This is a genomic window from Kitasatospora sp. NPDC059973, from assembly GCF_042737525.1.
Taxonomy (GTDB): domain Bacteria; phylum Actinomycetota; class Actinomycetes; order Streptomycetales; family Streptomycetaceae; genus Kitasatospora.
This window is the reverse complement of record NZ_JBHWUI010000050.1, coordinates 34,860-50,618: the sequence shown is the minus strand read 5'-3', so window position 1 is coordinate 50,618 and position 15,759 is coordinate 34,860. Positions and strand designations below refer to the sequence as shown.

Here is a 15,759-nt window from a genome sequence, read left to right as displayed (position 1 = left end):
CCGCCCAGGCGCCGCGCAGCCGGTCGCCCGCCCGCGCCGCGGCGGCGTCGGCCTCCACGTTGGTCCACCAGAGCGAGTAGGCGACGAAGAGACCGAGCACCAGCCCCAGGGTGATCAGCAGTTCGCCGAGGACGCCGAGCGCGGCCAGCGCCCGGCCCCGTCGCCGGCGGGCGGGCGCGGGCGGCGGGCCTGCCTGCGCCGTCTCGTCCTGGGTCACTCGTACTCCCCCTCGCGTGCTGTCCATCCGGTGCGGCGGCCGTCCGCCGCGGCCCGCCGGGGTCTGTCCGGCAGGCCCTAGCCGACCGTGAGGCCGGGCGGCTTGCCCTGGGTCCGCGGCCGCTCCTCGATCATCTTGCCAAAGAGGATCAGACGGGCCTTGGAACTGAACTCCGGTGTGCAGGTGGTCAGGGTGATGTAGCGGCCCGCCTGGGTGTACCCGGAGCCGCTGGGCACCGGCTTGATCACGCTCACGTTGGACGGCGGGGTCTCCGGGATGCCGCCGGTGATCTCGTACGTGTAGTACGCGGTGGCGGTCTCCACCACGATCTTGTCGCCCTTGCCGAGCTGGTTGATGTGCCGGAACGGCTCGCCGTGGGTGTTGCGGTGCGCGGCCAGCGCGAAGTTGCCCGCCTTGTCGGCCGGCATGCCCGTCCCGGCGTAGTGCCCGACCAGGCCCTTGTCGAGCACCGCCGACTTGGACGTGCCCTCGGCGATCGGGAACTTGAGACCCAGCTTCGGCAGGTGGATGATCGCGAAGCCCTTGCCGGGCTCGAAGGTCTCCGGCTTCGCCGGGTCCGGCGCGGGCTGCCCGGCCGCACCGGGTGCCGGCTGGGCCGCGTCGAACTGCTGCTCCAGCTGGTTGCGGGCGCCGTCGGCGGCTGCGTCGGCCTGCACGTTGGTCCACCAGAGCTGGTAGGAGACGAAGAGCAGCATCACCAGGCCGAGCGTGATGCACAGCTCGCCGACGAGGCGGGCGACCACGACGGCCGGCGACTCCTTGGGCCGCACCCGGCCCGTGGCCGCGCCGTCGGCCGCCCGGCGGCGCCCGCCGCCCGAGCGCACCGAGATCCGGCCCTGCGCGGCACGACGGCGTTCGGCCCGGCCGCCGAGCGGCGGGGGCGTGCCCTCCTCGGCGAGGGCCGGGAGCCGCAGCTGGAGGGTCTGGTCGGCCAGCCAGGGGTACTCGGGCTGCCCCGGGTGGGCCGGGTCGCCCGGAGCGGCCTGTCCGGCCTGCTCATAGACGCTCCAGCCGTCCTCGGCACCACCGTGCTCCGGGTCGCCCGGTCCGAGCGGCTGCGCACCGTAGGGGTCGTACTGCTGGTACTGGCTCTCCGGCGGGTGCTGGCCCCGGCCGCCGTACTGCGGGGCAGGCTGCCGGTGCCGGCCGCCCGGGCCGGGTGCCCCGGCCCCGTGCGGATCCGCGCCCGCCTGGTATCGCCCCTCCGGACGCACCGCGGTCATGCCGCTCAGCCCCGGCCGATCACCGGGGCGAGCCCGGCCGAACGGCCGACGGCCTGCGGATCGCCGCACTCGGCCAGCCAGTTGGCGAGCATCCGGTGCCCGCCCTCGGTGAGGACCGACTCCGGGTGGAACTGGACGCCCTCGACCAGCAGCTCGCGGTGGCGCAGCCCCATGATCACGCCGCTCCCGGTCCGGGCGGTCACCACCAGCTCGTCCGGCACGGTGGCCGGCTCGACCGCCAGCGAGTGGTACCGGGTCGCGGTGAGCGGCGAGGGCAGGCCCTCGAAGACGCCGCCGTCCTCGTGCTCCACCAGCGAGGTCTTGCCGTGCAGCAGCTCGGGCGCCCGGCCGACCACCGCGCCGTACGCGACCGCGATCGACTGCAGGCCCAGGCAGACGCCGAAGACCGGCAGCCCGGTCCGCGCGCAGTGGTGGACCATCTCGATGCAGACCCCGGCCTCCTCGGGCGCACCGGGGCCGGGCGAGAGCAGCACCCCGTCGAAGCCCTCCGCGCCCGCGCGGCGCACCGCGTGCTCGACCGTCACCTCGTCGTTGCGCACCACCTCGCAGGTGGCGCCGAGCTGGTAGAGGTACTGGACCAGGTTGAAGACGAAGCTGTCGTAGTTGTCGACGACCAGGATGCGGGGCGAGGTCAGCTGGGGGGTCATTCGCGCGCTATCTCCGTGGGCTGCGGGGACTGGGAGGAGGAGCAGGGCCGCCGGGCTCAGCCGGCGGCGCCGCCGTCGCCGTCCACTGTGACGTCGCCGAAGGGGAGCAGCGGTTCCGCCCACGGGAAGACGTAGGTGAACAGGAGGTAGACCACCCCCAGGACGAGGAGCAGCGAGATGAGGGCCCGGACCAGGGGGTGCCCCGGAAGGTGTCGCCAGATCCAGCCGTACATGGTGCTCCCTCGACGCAACAGACTGGGGTCAAGAGTAGACCCGTGATCCGGGCGCGTGAGGCGCCCTTCCCCGGCAGCGCCCGCCCGTTGTGCTCCGGCGGCCCGCCCGGCGGGTCGCGGCGGCGGCCCGGAGCGGCGCCCCGGCCGGTGGTCACCGGCCGGCCGTCACTGTCCCCCGGCCGAACCCAGGTCGACCGTGCCGGAGTAGCCGGGCACGCTGAGCTCGCCGCTCTCCTGCACCTTCCAGCCCAGCCCGTACGCCTGCACGTACTGCAGGTAGTTGCGGATCGTCGGGTCGGCGTCCACCGCGGACCGCAGCGCGTCCGTGCGGCCCACCGCCTTGACCACGTACGGCGGGGAGTAGACCCGGCCCTGGAGCAGCAGGGTGTTGCCCACGCAGCGGACCGCGCTGGTGGCGATCAGCCGCTGGTCCATCACCTGGACGCCCTCGGCGCCGCCCCGCCAGAGCGCGTTGACCACCGCCTGGATGTCCTGCTGGTGGATGACGAGGTCGTTGACGCCGGGCTCGGGCACCCCGGGGATGCGCGCGGTGGCGTTCGGCGGCGCGTCGTTGAGGGTGACGGTCAGTCCGGGCCCCTGCAGCGGTTCCAGGGCGGCGGCCTGCTGGAGGGCGGTCAGCCGGGCGGCGTCCGCGGGGCTGCGCCCCTGCTGGCCGGTGAGCGCCTGGGAACGCGCCTGGAGGTCGGCGAGCTGCTCCTGGGACTGCTGGTTCTGCGAGCTGCGCTGGCGTATCACGTCGCCGAGGCTCAGCAGCGAGTTGTCGGTCCGCAGATCGGTCCCGCGGGCGGTCTGCGCGCTGATGTAGAAGAGCAGGCCGGCGAGCGCGAAGACGGCGCAGGTCAGGGCACGGCCGACAATTCGGATGCCGGCGGCCCGAGAGCGGGCAGGCCGAGGAGGAATCGACAAATTAGGCACCGTACCCTTATCTCCTTCAGACCCGCCGAGCCACTACGCTAACGGACGCCGGTGGCATGTGCGGGACCGGTTCCCCTAACGTTCTCCACAGCCGCCACCCACCAGCCGCCCCACCCGCTGAACCCCTGCGCGGTCTCACAGCGCATCGACAGGAGAGCTCCTCGTGCCGAAGTCTCGACTCCGCAAGAAGTCCGATTACACCCCGCCGACGGTGGCAACGGTGAAGATCAGCTCGGGCCGAAGCTGGGTAGCCCCTCTGATGCTGGCACTGTTCCTGGTCGGTCTGGTCTGGATCGTCACCTATTACGTGACCAGTGGCACCTGGCCGGTCGAGAGCTGGGCCAACTGGAACATCCTGGTGGGCTTCGGCTTCATCGCGGCGGGATTCGGCGTCTCCACCCAGTGGAAGTGACGCCGGGGCCCAGGCCCTGAGCGTCCGCTCCGCCGCCCCGGCAGCGTCGTGCGGGGCGGCGCTGCGGTGTGTCCGGACACCGGACGGCGGTTACCCCGCTTATCACGCTTATCCACATGGTTATCCACACTGGGGAAAAGTCTCCCCGGCCTGTGGATAACTCGCGTCCGGCGCGCTGTCCACACCCGGGCGCGCGCTCCCCCGAATGCCGAATACGCACAGCGGGACACGCGTAGAACAACAGTCCACAGCCCGGCTGGCGCACCGGCTGTGCACAACCCCCCACGCGCTGTGGACAAACGTCCGGGACGGTCACCCGCCGTAGCGGGCCGTCCCGACGAGGACCATCAGCAGCACCAGCCCGGCCACCCCCGCCACCGTCAGTGCCTGGACGACCGTCCGGCGCTCCCGCGGGGCGTACATCAGCCCGATCGCGGTCAGCGTGCCGGCGACCAGCCCGCCGATGTGCGCCCGCCAGTCGATGCCGGACACCGAGAAGGTGACGATCAGGTTGAAGACCAGCAGCGCGATCACCGGTCCCAGCGGCGTCCTGGTCTGCTTGTACATCACCACGGTCGCGCCGAGCAGGCCGAAGATGGCGCCGGACGCCCCCAGCGAGTTCATGAAGCCGCCGGCCAGCAGGAAGGCGAACGCACTGCCGGCCAGGCCGGACAGCAGGTAGACGGCCAGGAAGCGGATCCGGCCGAGCGCCGCCTCCAGCGAGGGACCGATCACCCAGAGCATCACCATGTTGGTGGCGATGTGCCACGGCGCGACGTGCAGGAAGGTCGCGGTCAGCAGCCGGTACCACTGGTCCGGCCCGGCCGCCACGCCGTACGGGAAGCCGGTGATCTGCGGGCCGACGCTGAACAGCGAGAGGTCCTCGGCCAGCCACGGCTCCAGCACGTAGGCGGCCAGCAGGAAGACCGCGAGGTTGAGTCCGAGCAGGACCTTTGTGACCAGCGCGCCGTCGGCGGCCGGCTTGCCGCCGAACCGCGTGGTCGCCTGCCGCACCCGCCGGTTGTCCCCGCTGACGCACTCCGGACAGTGGAAGCCCACCGAGGCGTTCACCATGCACCGCGGGCAGATCGGCCGGCCGCACCGGGAGCAGCCGATACCGGTCTCCTGCTCCGGGTGCCGGTAGCAGCGGGACGCCCCGGACCCGCCGCCCGGCCGCGGGTCCTCGTCCGTCGGCGGCCTGGACTCGTCCGGGAGCATCAGCGGTAACCCCTTCTCGTACGTCGGCGGCGCGGTCCCGCCGGCACCCGCCGTACGGGTGGCACCGGGATCGTCAGCGTACTGCGGCGGGTCGGCGCCGAGCGATCTCCACCGGCCGGATCCGGTCCCCGGACGCCGGGCCGGGCGACCCGCCGCACCCCGCGTACGGCCCACTCCGGAGTGCTCTCAGACAAATCAACGTGCATGATCAGCATTTAGGTGGATAAGTGCATATAGGACGCCACCAGGAGGAGAGACTCGTGACCCGTTTGGACTCAGCACGTGAGACGGCCGGCAAGACCCGGGAAACTCTCGCGCCCTACGCCGCCACCGCCAAGGAAACCGCGGTGCACCTCGCGGACGGCGCGAAGCAGCGGCTGGGGCCCGCTGTGGACGCCGTCGGGCCGAAGGCCTCCCAGGCAGCGCACAGCGCCCGTGTCCAGTACGCCAAGCACATCGCCCCGCAGTTCGAGCATGCCTTCGCCAGCCTTCCCCCGGAAGCCCAGAAGAACACCCTCAAGGCCCTCCACCGGGCCCAGGAGACTGCCCTGGCGGCCCGGCTCTCCGCGATCCGTGCCGCCGACCAGGCCCGCTCCACCGTGGTCCCCAAGGTCGCCCACGCGGTCGAGGAGGCCCGCGCCACCGTCACGCCCGTCGCGCTGGAGGCGCAGACCCGCGGCGCCGCCGCGCTGACCGCGCTGCAGGGCCACGTCACCTCGGCCGAGATCAGCGACCTCGCCGCCCGCAACGCCAGGAAGGAGCACCGCAACGGCTGGGCCACCGGCCTCGCCGTGGCGGGCGCCGTCGCCATCGGCAGCGGCATCCTGGTCTGGCAGTGGTGGCGGCACCAGGGCGACCCGGAGTGGCTCGTGGAGCCCACGACCGGGGCCCCCACCCCGGCGCCCGGCCCGGCCGAGGCCGCGGCCGCCCCGCGCCCCGGCGGCTCGCACGCCACGGGCGCCGGCACCGCGGACGGCACCGTGGACGCGGCCACCACCAGCCCGGTGAACGGCTCCACGGCCGAGACCGCGGCCGCGCCGGACGTCCCGACCGAGTCCGGCGCCGCCGAACCCGGCCCGTCCACCCCCGACGGGCCCGACCACGACGAGGACCGGCCCAAGCCCCACGACCCGCGCAAGCCGCACTGACCGGCCCGCGCCCCCGCAGAACGCCGATCGGCCGCTGACCCGGATTCAGGTGAGCGGCCGATAGGCTGTTAGTGTGTTGTGGGTTGGTGGGAGGAAAACCAGTCAAATTACATTCAAAAGGAGCCCGCAAACAAAAGAGCGAAAACAGCCCCCTGGGGTACTATGGGGCGCGGTAAGACCGTAGTTTTTCCGGCGCCCGTTCTGTCACCTGTGGAGCTTAGGAGACTCGAACTCCTGACATCTGCCTTGCAAAGGCAGCGCTCTACCAACTGAGCTAAAGCCCCTCGACGGCACCGCGTGTACCGCCGGGCACTAGCGTACCGGGTCCCGGCGCGAATCCCACGCCCCGTCCCCGCACTGGTGCCCGGCCGGTGCCAGAAGAGCCGGGGGGGGGGGGGGGGGGGCCCCGCCCCCCCCCCCCCGGGGGGGGGGGGGGGGGGGCGCCCCCCCGGGGCGAGTGAAAGAGGGCGGGGGGGCCCCCGCGCCCCCCCCCCCCCCCCCCGACCGGGGAGACGCGCTGCGGCGTCTCCCAAGATCGTCGATCGTCAGATCGTCCGGGGCCTCAGCGACCGGCCGGGACCGGGTCGGTGGCCTCGGTCCACAGGTCCTGCTCGGCGCGGTCCGCCTGGACCTGACGGTAGACAAAGAAGCCGCCGAGGGCGACCAGGGCGACCAGGAGAAGCTTCTTCACCGCGGGACCTCGTCCTTCTTGCGTAGCGGACTCAACAGCCGTGCGCCGACCGGATTGGCCGGGCCGACGAGTCCATGGGTTCTTACGAGCACGAACGGGCTGCCGGGTGCCAGACTGCCCTTGCGGCCGATGATACACACCGGTGTCCCAATCGTGACCAGCCGCCGCTGCCGCCAACCGACCCGTCCGGCCGGAGGATTGACGCCACACCTCCTGTCGTACGGTCGGCCTGCCGGTGAGCGGCCCCAGGACGCCCTCCGGACCGCCCCGGACCGGTCACCGGCGGGGCGGCGTGACCACCACGGCGGTACCGGAGGCGAGGTCCACCCTGGTCCGCGGCGGAGCCCCCTCCCCCTCCTCGTCGCGCAGCATCAGCGTGCTGCGCCGCTCGTCCAGCTCGTGCTGCTTGCCCGCCGCGAACTGGGCGTGCAGCTGCTCGAAGCCGGTCGACGAGATCTGCCCCTCACGGCCCGTCCCCCGCCAGGGGATCCAGCGGGCCCGGCGGACCCGCAGCGCCAGTTGATCGACGAAGGCCAGCACGACCAGCGCGCAGACCAGTCCGGGAATGCTCATCGCCCAGAACAGCGCCATACCGCCACCATCCCTCCACCCGGCCTCCCCCGGACAACCCCCGGGACGGGCCCGTGGTTCCCCGGTCCGGGCACGAGAACGCCGAAGGGCCCGGAGCGAGATCGCTCCGGGCCCTTCGCGGTGGTGGGCCTAACAGGACTTGAACCTGTGGCCTCTTCCTTATCAGGGAAGCGCTCTAACCGTCTGAGCTATAGGCCCTTGCCGCACTGAAAGATTAGCGGACCGACGGCCGATCTCCCAAATCCTGATCGGCACCGGCCCCGGCGGCAGTCCGCTGGTGGGAAGCGGTGGGGCGGCGGAGCAGCCACTCCTCACGGGTGGCCGGGAAGTGGGCCGCCCCCTCGGGACCGGTGCGCACGGCGAGGATCTGGTTGATCCCGATCCGGTTCTCCTCGAAGGCGAGCGCCGAGGCCGCCATGTACAGCCGCCAGACCCGGGCCCGGCCGCGGCCGACCAGGCGGACCGCCTCCGTCCAGTGCGCCTCCAGGTTGGCCACCCACTCGCGCAGCGTCAGCCCGTAGTGCTCGCGCAGCGACTCCACGTCGCGGACCTCGAAGCCGGCCTCCTCCAGCCGGGCCACGGTGGAACCGACCGGGGAGAGCTCGCCGTCCGGGAAGACGTAGCGGTCGATGAACGGGCTGGGGCGGTGCGGCTCGCCCGGGTGGTCCGGGCGGCGGGCGATCTGGTGGTTGAGCAGCCGGCCTCCGGGCACCAGCAGGCCGTACAGGCCGTCGGCGTAGACCCGGTACTGCTCGGAGCCGACGTGCTCGGCCATGCCGACGCTGGAGATGGCGTCGAACGGGCCGTCCGGGATCTCCCGGTAGTCCTGCAGCCGGATCTCGATCCGGTCGGCCAGGCCGGCCTCCTCGACCCGCCGGCGGGCGAGCGCGACCTGCTCCTCGGAGATGGAGACGCCGACCGCGGTGACGCCGTAGTGCCGCGCGGCGTGCAGCACCAGCGAGCCCCAGCCGCAGCCGACGTCCAGCAGGCGCATCCCCGGCCGCAGGCCGAGCTTGCGGCAGATCAGGTCGAGCTTGGCCTCCTGGGCGGCCTCCAGGCTCTTGGCGGCGGGCTCCCAGTAGGCGCAGGAGTACACCATCGAGGAGCCCAGGACGAGCCCGTAGAAGTCGTTGCCGACGTCGTAGTGGTGGCTGATCGCCGCGCGGTCCCGGCTGCGGCTGTGCACCCGGCCCCGGACGGCCCCGGCCTCCTCCGGCGGCGGGGCGGGCTGCGGGCCGAGCGCACCCGCCCGGAGCAGCGCCCCCAGCGCCCGGCGGCCCCGGGGGCCGACCACGTCGCCGGGGCCCAGCGCCAGCTGCCGGATCTCGGGGCGCTCGGCGAGGTGCGCGACGACCGTCAGCACCTCGTAGAGGTCGGCGCCCGGAGCGAGCTCCAGGTCCCCCGACACGTAGGCCCGGGCCAGGCCCAGCTCACCCGGCTGCCAGAGCAGCCGGCGCAGCGCCCGCCGGTTGCGCAGCACCACCGTGGGCGCCCCCGGCGGCCCGGCGGCACTGCCGTCCCACACCTGCACCCGCAGCGGTACCGGGACCCCCAGCAGCCCTTCCAGGGCCTCGACCAGTTGCCTTGCGAGCTGAGCCATCGCGCGCCTCCGTCCAGCCGGTACCTGCACAGCCGTACCCGCCCCGGCCGGTCGGACCGGGGGGCGGGCCTGCGGCACTCGGTGACTCGGCACGAGCGCGTCCAGCTAATCCCACCGCGGCGGACGCCCGACCGGGCGGCACGCCGCGGGGACCGGCTGTCACCCGAAACGCCGACGGGCCCCGAAGGCTGCAACAGCCGTCGGGGCCCGCACATTCCGTCCGCGGACGACGATGTGACCGGGAGTCAGACCAGATCCGGCGCGGCCGGGGTCAGTCCTCCTCGGCCAGGGTCAGCTCGATGCCACCAGTGAAGCCGGCGGCCGCGTTGTAGATGAACGCCGAGAGCGTGGAGAGCGCGGTCAGCAGTACGACGTCGACCACCGCGATCAGCGAGGTGAAGGTCATCACCTTGCCGAACCCGACGTAGTCCATCAGGTTGATGCCGCTGTTGGGCGCCTCGCCGGCGGTGACCTCCTTGAGGGTCTTGCCGAGCGAGTCGAAGACCCCGAGCGAGTCCAGAGTCATCCACAGGACGGCCGCCGCCACGATGATGATGATCCCGACCGCCAGCGACAGCAGGAAGCTCACCTTCATCACCGACCACGGGTCGGCCTTGGTGATCCGCAGCCGGGCCTTGCGGGTCCGGCCGAGGCCGGCGCCCCCGACGGCCGGCGCCGCGCCGGGCCGGCGCGGGGCGCCGCCCGGGACGGGCGTCCCGCCGGGCGGGGTGTTGCCGCCCACCCGGGTGCCCCGGGGCGGCGTCGGCTGCCCCTTGGCGTACGTGGTCGGCTGCGAGAACCCGCTACCGCCCGGCGCCGGCGCTCCCGGCGGCGGAGGGGTCGGCTGCCCGCCGTACGTCGCCCCGCCCTGACCCGCCGCACCGACCGGTGGCATCAGCGAGGTGGACGCGGCGGGGTGCTCGGCCGGCGGCTGCGGCACCCCGTAGCCCCCGCCGCCCTGTGCTGCGCCCGGACGGCCGCCGGTGGCTCCTCCCGCAGCACCCGTGGCTCCACTCACTGGTCCTCCCGCACTTCCCACCAGGGCGGCGGCGCCGCCCTGCGTCGTCACTCGTCATCCAGCACCCGGCGGGATTGCCCGGAACTGGTCGGCGGCCGGCGCCGCCGCGCCCGTGTTCGGACGCAACGGCACCGGCCTGCGCGGTAGGGGTCAGGCCTGGGCTTCCTCGCCGCCCGCCACCGTCTCCGTACCCTCGGCCACCTCGGTGGACTCGGCGTCGGACGCCTCGTCCTCCAACAGCTCCTCGCCCTCGGCCTCCGCGTTGCGGGCCATGCCCACCACCGCGTCGCGCTTTCCGAGGTTGATCAGTTGGACGCCCATGGTGTCACGTCCGGTTTCACGAACCTCGGAAACCCTCGTGCGGATCACCCCGCCCGAGAGGGTGATCGCCATGATCTCGTCGCTGTCGTCCACCACCAGGGCGCCGACCAGCGATCCGCGGCCCTCGACGATCTTCGCCGCCTTGGTGCCGAAACCGCCGCGCCCCTGGACACGGTACTCGTCCACCCCGGTGCGCTTGGCGTAGCCACCGTCGGTGGCGGTGAAGACGTACGTCCCCGGCCGGACCACGTTCATCGACAGCAGTTCGTCGTCCTCGCGGAAGGACATGCCCTTGACGCCGGAGGTGGCGCGGCCGGTGGGCCGCAGCGCGTCGTCGGTCGCGGTGAAGCGGATCGACTGGGCCTTGCGGGAGACCAGCAGCAGGTCGTCCTCGGCGGAGACCAGCTCGGCGCCGATCAGCTCGTCGTCCCGGCCCTCCTCGTCCTGGCGCAGGTTGATCGCGATCAGGCCGCCGGAGCGGGGCGAGTCGTAGTCCTTGAGCGCGGACTTCTTCACCAGACCGGCCCGGGTGGCGAGCACGAGGTACGGCTTGTCCTCGTAGGTGCGCACCGCCATCACCTGGGTGATGTGCTCCTCCGGCTGGAAGGCCAGCAGGTTGGCCACGTGCTGGCCGCGGGCGTCCCGGCCGGCGTCCGGCAGCTCGTAGCCCTTGGCCCGGTAGACCCGGCCCTTGTTGGTGAAGAACAGGATCCAGTTGTGGGTCGTCGTCACGAAGAAGTGGTCGACGATGTCGTCCTGCTTGAGCTGCGCGCCGCGCACGCCCTTGCCGCCGCGCTTCTGCGAGCGGTAGAGGTCGGAGCGGGTCCGCTTGACGTAGCCGCCACGGGTGATCGTGACGACGATGTCCTCCTCGGCGATGAGGTCCTCGATGGAGAGGTCGCCGTCGGAGGGGATGAGGGTGGAGCGCCGCTCGTCGCCGTACTTCTCGACGATCGCGGTCAGCTCCTCGGAGATGATCTCGCGCTGACGGCCCGGCGAGGCCAGGATCGCGTTGTACTCGTCGATCTTGCGCTGCAGCTCGTCGTGCTCGTCCATGATCCGCTGGCGCTCCAGGGCGGCCAGGCGGCGCAGCTGCATCTCCAGGATCGCGTTGGCCTGGAGCTCGTCGATGGCGAGCAGCTCCATCAGGCCGCTGCGGGCGGCGTCGGCGCTGGCCGAGGCCCGGATCAGCGCGATGACCTCGTCGATCATGTCCAGGGCGCGCAGCAGGGCGCGCAGGATGTGCGCCCGCTCCTCGGCCTTGCGCAGCCGGAAGGTGGTGCGCCGGACGATGACGTCGACCTGGTGGTTGACCCAGTGCCGGATGAAGGCGTCGAGCGAGAGCGTGCGCGGCACGCCGTCGACCAGCGCCAGCATGTTGGCGCCGAAGTTGGTCTGCAGGTCGGTGTGCTTGTAGAGGTTGTTCAGCACGACCTTGGCGACGGCGTCCCGCTTGAGCACGATGACCAGGCGCTGGCCGGTGCGCGAGGAGGACTCGTCGCGGACGTCGGCGATGCCGGCGACCTTGCCGTCCTTGACCAGGTCGGCGATCTTCAGCGCGAGGTTGTCCGGGTTGACCTGGTAGGGCAGCTCGGTGATCACCAGGCACTGGCGGCCCTGGATCTCCTCGACCTCGACCACCGCGCGCATGGTGATCGAGCCGCGCCCGGTGCGGTACGCCTCCTCGATCCCGCGGCGGCCGACGATCAGCGCGCCGGTCGGGAAGTCCGGGCCCTTGATCCGCTCGATCAGGGCCTCCAGCAGCTCCTCGTTGGAGGCCTCCGGGTGCTCCAGCGCCCAGAGCGCGCCGGAGGCGACCTCGCGCAGGTTGTGCGGCGGGATGTTGGTGGCCATGCCGACCGCGATGCCGGTGGCACCGTTGACCAGCAGGTTGGGGATGCGCGCGGGCAGAACGGTGGGCTCCTGCGAGCGGCCGTCGTAGTTGGCGGCGAAGTCGACGGTCTCCTCGTCGATGTCGCGCATCATCTCCATGGCCAGCGGCATCAGCTTGCACTCGGTGTAGCGCATGGCCGCGGCCGGGTCGTTGCCCGGCGAGCCGAAGTTGCCGTTGCCGTCCACCAGCGGCATCCGCAGCGACCACGGCTGGGCCAGGCGGACCACGGTGTCGTAGATCGAGGTGTCACCGTGCGGGTGGTAGTTGCCCATGACGTCGCCGACGACGCGGGCGCACTTGTAGTAGCCCTTCTCGGGGCGGTACCCGCCGTCGTACATGGCGTAGAGCACGCGCCGGTGCACCGGCTTGAGGCCGTCGCGGACCTCGGGCAGCGCACGGCTGACGATCACGCTCATCGCGTAGTCGAGGTACGAGCGCTGCATCTCGGTCTCGAGCTCGATCGGCTCGACCCGGGACACGAAGGTGTCGGTGGCGGTACTGGCGTCCGGCTGCTCGCCGTCGGGACGGTTGTCGTCGACCACTGGTGGTCAGTTTCCTTTCACGCGTGACTGGACTGTGCTGGCAGGGGCGGGCCCCGTCACACGTCCAGGAAGCGGACGTCCTTGGCGTTGCGCTGGATGAAGGAGCGGCGGGCCTCGACGTCCTCGCCCATCAGGACGGAGAAGAGGTCGTCGGCGCGGGCCGCGTCCTCCAGGGTGATCTGCTGGAGCAGGCGGTGGGCCTGGTCCATGGTGGTCACCCGCAGTTCCTCGGCGTTCATCTCGCCGAGACCCTTGAAGCGCTGGATCGCGTCGTCCTTGGGCAGCCGGCGACCGGCCGCGACGCCCGCCGCGATGGTGGCGTCGCGCTCGCGGTCGGAGTACACGTAGTCGAAGTCGTCCTTGCCCCACTTGATCTTGTACAGCGGGGGCATCGCGAGGTAGACGTAGCCGGACTCGACCAGCGGCCGCATGAAGCGGAACAGCAGGGTGAGCAGCAGGGTGCGGATGTGCTGCCCGTCGACGTCGGCGTCCGCCATCAGGACGATCTTGTGATAGCGCAGCTTGGACTCGTCGTAGTCCTCCTGGATGCCGCAGCCGAAGGCCGAGATCAGCGCCTGGACCTCGGTGTTCTGCAGCACCTTGTCGATCCGGGCCTTCTCGACGTTCAGGATCTTGCCGCGGATCGGGAGGATCGCCTGGATGCGCGGGTCACGGCCCTGCTTGGCGGAGCCGCCGGCGGAGTCGCCCTCGACGATGAAGATCTCGCACTCGGCCGGGTCCTTGGACTGGCAGTCGCTCAGCTTGCCGGGCAGCGAGGCGGACTCCAGCAGGCCCTTGCGGCGGGTCAGGTCCCGCGCCTTCCGGGCGGCCACGCGCGCGGTGGCGGCCTGGATGGACTTGCGGATGATGTCCGAGGCCTCGTTCGGGTTGCGGTCCAGCCAGTCGTTCAGCTGCTCGTGGACCACCCGCTGGACGAAGGTCTTCGCCTCGGTGTTGCCCAGCTTGTCCTTGGTCTGGCCCTCGAACTGCGGCTCGCCGAGCTTGACCGAGATGATCGCGGTCAGACCCTCGCGGATGTCCTCGCCGGAGAGGTTGTCGTCCTTCTCGCGGAGCAGCTTCTTGTCCCGCGCGTAGCGGTTGACCAGGCCGGTCAGCGCCGCGCGGAAGCCCTCCTCGTGGGTACCGCCGCCGTGGGTGTGGATGGTGTTGGCGAACGAGTAGACCCCCTCGGTGTACGAGGAGTTCCACTGCATCGCGACCTCCACGGAGATCGTCTTCTCCTTGTCCTCCGCCTCGAAGTCGATCACCGAGGGGTGGATCACGTCGCCCTTGCGGGAGTTCAGGTGGGCGACGAAGTCGGCGATGCCGCCGTCGTACCGGTACGTGACGGAGAGCGGGTTGCCCTCCTCGTCCGCGTGCTCCGGCCGCTCGTCGGTCAGCGAGATGGTCAGGCCCTTGTTGAGGAACGCCATCTCCTGGAAGCGCCGGGAGAGCGTCTCGAAGGAGTAGACCGTGGTCTCGAAGATGTCCGGGTCGGCCCAGAACGTGACGGTGGTGCCGGTCCGCTCGGTCGGCTCGCCCTTCACCAGGGCGGCGGTCGGCGCGCCCATCTTGTATTCCTGGGTCCAGAGGTGCCCGTCCCGGTGGATCTCCACCGCGAGACGGGTGGACAGGGCGTTCACCACCGAGACGCCGACGCCGTGCAGGCCGCCGGAGACGGCGTAGCCGCCGCCGCCGAACTTGCCGCCCGCGTGCAGGACGGTGAGCACGACCTCGACGGCCGGCTTCTCCTGGCCGGGGACGATGTCCACCGGGATGCCTCGACCGTTGTCGACGACGCGGACCGCGCCGTCGGCGAGGAGCGTGACGTCGATGGTGTCGGCGTACCCGGCCATCGCCTCGTCGACGGAGTTGTCCACGACCTCCTGCACCAGGTGATGCAGGCCACGCTCACCGGTCGAGCCGATGTACATGCCGGGGCGCTTGCGGACGGCGTCGAGGCCCTCCAGCACCTGGATGTTGCTTCCGGTGTAGGTGCTCTCGGCCGCCTGCTCGGTCTGGTCTGGGGTCTGGCTGGGGTTGCCGGAATCGGCCACGAAGCGCCCTCTCTGGCACAGCACGGGCCGCATCCCCGCCCCGTGCGGGCGAGCGTGCGACCACGGCGTTTCGACTCGGTTGCCACTAGCAACAGTGTTTGGCTCTCAGTCTACCGGTAGGACTGACAGAGATGGGCTTTTGGCAGCCCCTGAGGGCAGATACGCCGCCCTGAATCCCCTCTGCACATGTCCCGATACTCGCCCCGGGGGCACAGAGCGCCTGGAAGGGCCGTCAGGGGTTCCGGAAGATTCCGGTCCGCTCGACCGCGGGCGCCCGCGGTCACCCCCAGGTGTCGCCCGGTCCCTTGCTCCCCGGCGCGCGCAGCCGGCCGTAGCCGCGGACCGGCGCGGCCGGCCCCAGCACCTTGATCGTCTTGACCGTGCCCCGGCCCAGCTCGTGATTCAGACGGGCCACCAACTGCCTTGCCAGCCACCGCAGTTGAGTGGCCCAGGCGGTGGAGTCACACTGCACGGTGAGCACCGCGGCCGCGTCGTCGTAGGAGGTGGGCTCGCAGTGCGCCGAGATGTCGGGGCCGACGATCTGCGCCCAACGGCCCATCACCCCGCCGACCGCCGCCGAGGACTCCCACCCGCGCTCGGTCAGCAGCCGGTTCAGCGCCGCCCCCAGCGGCACCGGGTCACGGCCGTCCGAGCGCGCCCCGCTGCGCAGCCCGTACCGCTTCGCCTCACGCTTCTCCCGGACCTGCTCGCCCCGCTGGCGGGCCTGCGCCCGGGCCGCCCGCAGCGCCGAGCGGGCCAGGTCGGCGCCGGTCGGTGCCGGGCCGCCCGGCTGCCCGGCCTCCGGCTGGGCGGCGGCCGGCGGGAGGGCGGTCAGCGGGAGGGCGGTCAGCGGGAGGGCACCCGGCTGAGGGGTCTTCCCGGTCGGATCGCTCATGGCGATCTCCTTTCCCCAGCCTGTGGACAACGGTCGCGGCTACGCGCCGGTGAGCCGTCCAGCGTACGGGAGCG

General features: G+C 72.0%; 14 protein-coding genes, 2 tRNA genes and 1 pseudogene. 2 read left to right on the top strand and 15 right to left on the bottom strand.

Annotated features, from left to right (window positions below; translation table 11 throughout):
- From ACFWA9_RS16295 to ACFWA9_RS16275, 5 genes and pseudogenes are all read right to left on the bottom strand, one after another.
- Positions 1–244 (bottom strand): annotated as a pseudogene (locus ACFWA9_RS16295) (class E sortase); the annotation flags it as partial.
- Positions 245–294: 50 nt separating this feature from the next.
- A complete protein-coding gene (locus ACFWA9_RS16290; protein ID WP_380387648.1) occupies positions 295–1,461 on the bottom strand; it encodes a class E sortase in 1,167 nt (388 codons plus the stop codon).
- A gap of 5 nt (positions 1,462–1,466) precedes the next feature.
- The gene (locus tag ACFWA9_RS16285; protein WP_380387645.1) at positions 1,467–2,129 is read right to left on the bottom strand and encodes an aminodeoxychorismate/anthranilate synthase component II; all 663 of its coding nucleotides are present in this window, start codon (positions 2,127–2,129) and stop codon (positions 1,467–1,469) included.
- Between the two features lie 56 nt (positions 2,130–2,185).
- Positions 2,186–2,362 carry a hypothetical protein gene (locus tag ACFWA9_RS16280; protein WP_329488814.1) on the bottom strand — a complete coding sequence of 59 codons (177 nt, stop codon included), beginning with the start codon at positions 2,360–2,362 and terminating at the stop codon, positions 2,186–2,188.
- Positions 2,363–2,527: 165 nt separating this feature from the next.
- Positions 2,528–3,289 (bottom strand): DUF881 domain-containing protein, encoded by a 762-nt coding sequence (locus ACFWA9_RS16275; RefSeq protein ID WP_329488813.1) that lies wholly within the window; start codon positions 3,287–3,289, stop codon positions 2,528–2,530.
- A 172-nt stretch (positions 3,290–3,461) separates the two neighbouring features.
- Here ACFWA9_RS16275 and crgA point away from each other — a divergent pair, with 172 nt between their 5' ends.
- A complete protein-coding gene (gene crgA, locus ACFWA9_RS16270; RefSeq protein ID WP_329488811.1) occupies positions 3,462–3,710 on the top strand; it encodes a cell division protein CrgA in 249 nt (82 codons plus the stop codon).
- Between the two features lie 312 nt (positions 3,711–4,022).
- On the opposite strand, the gene ACFWA9_RS16265 is transcribed toward crgA, so the two are convergent.
- On the bottom strand, positions 4,023–4,928 hold the full coding sequence (locus ACFWA9_RS16265) for a rhomboid family intramembrane serine protease (RefSeq protein ID WP_380387641.1): 906 nt from the start codon (positions 4,926–4,928) through the stop codon (positions 4,023–4,025).
- Positions 4,929–5,188: 260 nt separating this feature from the next.
- On the opposite strand from ACFWA9_RS16265, the gene ACFWA9_RS16260 reads away from it, so the two are divergent.
- Positions 5,189–6,076, top strand: a complete 888-nt coding sequence (locus tag ACFWA9_RS16260; protein WP_380387638.1) for a DUF5324 family protein — start codon at positions 5,189–5,191, stop codon at positions 6,074–6,076.
- A gap of 211 nt (positions 6,077–6,287) precedes the next feature.
- Here the strand turns inward: ACFWA9_RS16260 and ACFWA9_RS16255 are convergent.
- From ACFWA9_RS16255 to ACFWA9_RS16215, 9 genes are all read right to left on the bottom strand, one after another.
- Positions 6,288–6,360, bottom strand: a tRNA-Ala gene (locus ACFWA9_RS16255).
- A gap of 278 nt (positions 6,361–6,638) precedes the next feature.
- Positions 6,639–6,767: a DLW-39 family protein gene (locus tag ACFWA9_RS16250; protein WP_014137031.1), complete on the bottom strand. Its 129-nt coding sequence runs from the start codon at positions 6,765–6,767 to the stop codon at positions 6,639–6,641.
- Between the two features lie 276 nt (positions 6,768–7,043).
- A complete protein-coding gene (locus ACFWA9_RS16245) occupies positions 7,044–7,358 on the bottom strand; it encodes a DUF6191 domain-containing protein (protein ID WP_380387636.1) in 315 nt (104 codons plus the stop codon).
- A 121-nt stretch (positions 7,359–7,479) separates the two neighbouring features.
- Positions 7,480–7,556: transfer RNA gene (locus tag ACFWA9_RS16240), tRNA-Ile, on the bottom strand.
- A 16-nt stretch (positions 7,557–7,572) separates the two neighbouring features.
- Entirely contained in the window at positions 7,573–8,958 is a 1,386-nt protein-coding gene (locus ACFWA9_RS16235; RefSeq protein WP_380387633.1) for a class I SAM-dependent methyltransferase, read from the bottom strand.
- Between the two features lie 271 nt (positions 8,959–9,229).
- Entirely contained in the window at positions 9,230–9,976 is a 747-nt protein-coding gene (locus ACFWA9_RS16230) for a DUF3566 domain-containing protein (protein WP_329488806.1), read from the bottom strand.
- Positions 9,977–10,126: 150 nt separating this feature from the next.
- Entirely contained in the window at positions 10,127–12,733 is a 2,607-nt protein-coding gene (gene gyrA, locus ACFWA9_RS16225) for a DNA gyrase subunit A (protein ID WP_380387630.1), read from the bottom strand.
- 56 nt (positions 12,734–12,789) lie between these two features.
- Positions 12,790–14,814 (bottom strand): DNA topoisomerase (ATP-hydrolyzing) subunit B, encoded by a 2,025-nt coding sequence (gene gyrB, locus ACFWA9_RS16220; protein WP_329488805.1) that lies wholly within the window; start codon positions 14,812–14,814, stop codon positions 12,790–12,792.
- Between the two features lie 256 nt (positions 14,815–15,070).
- Positions 15,071–15,685, bottom strand: coding sequence for a DUF721 domain-containing protein (locus tag ACFWA9_RS16215; RefSeq protein ID WP_380387627.1), 615 nt, complete (start codon positions 15,683–15,685; stop codon positions 15,071–15,073).
- Positions 15,686–15,759: the final 74 nt, after the last annotated feature.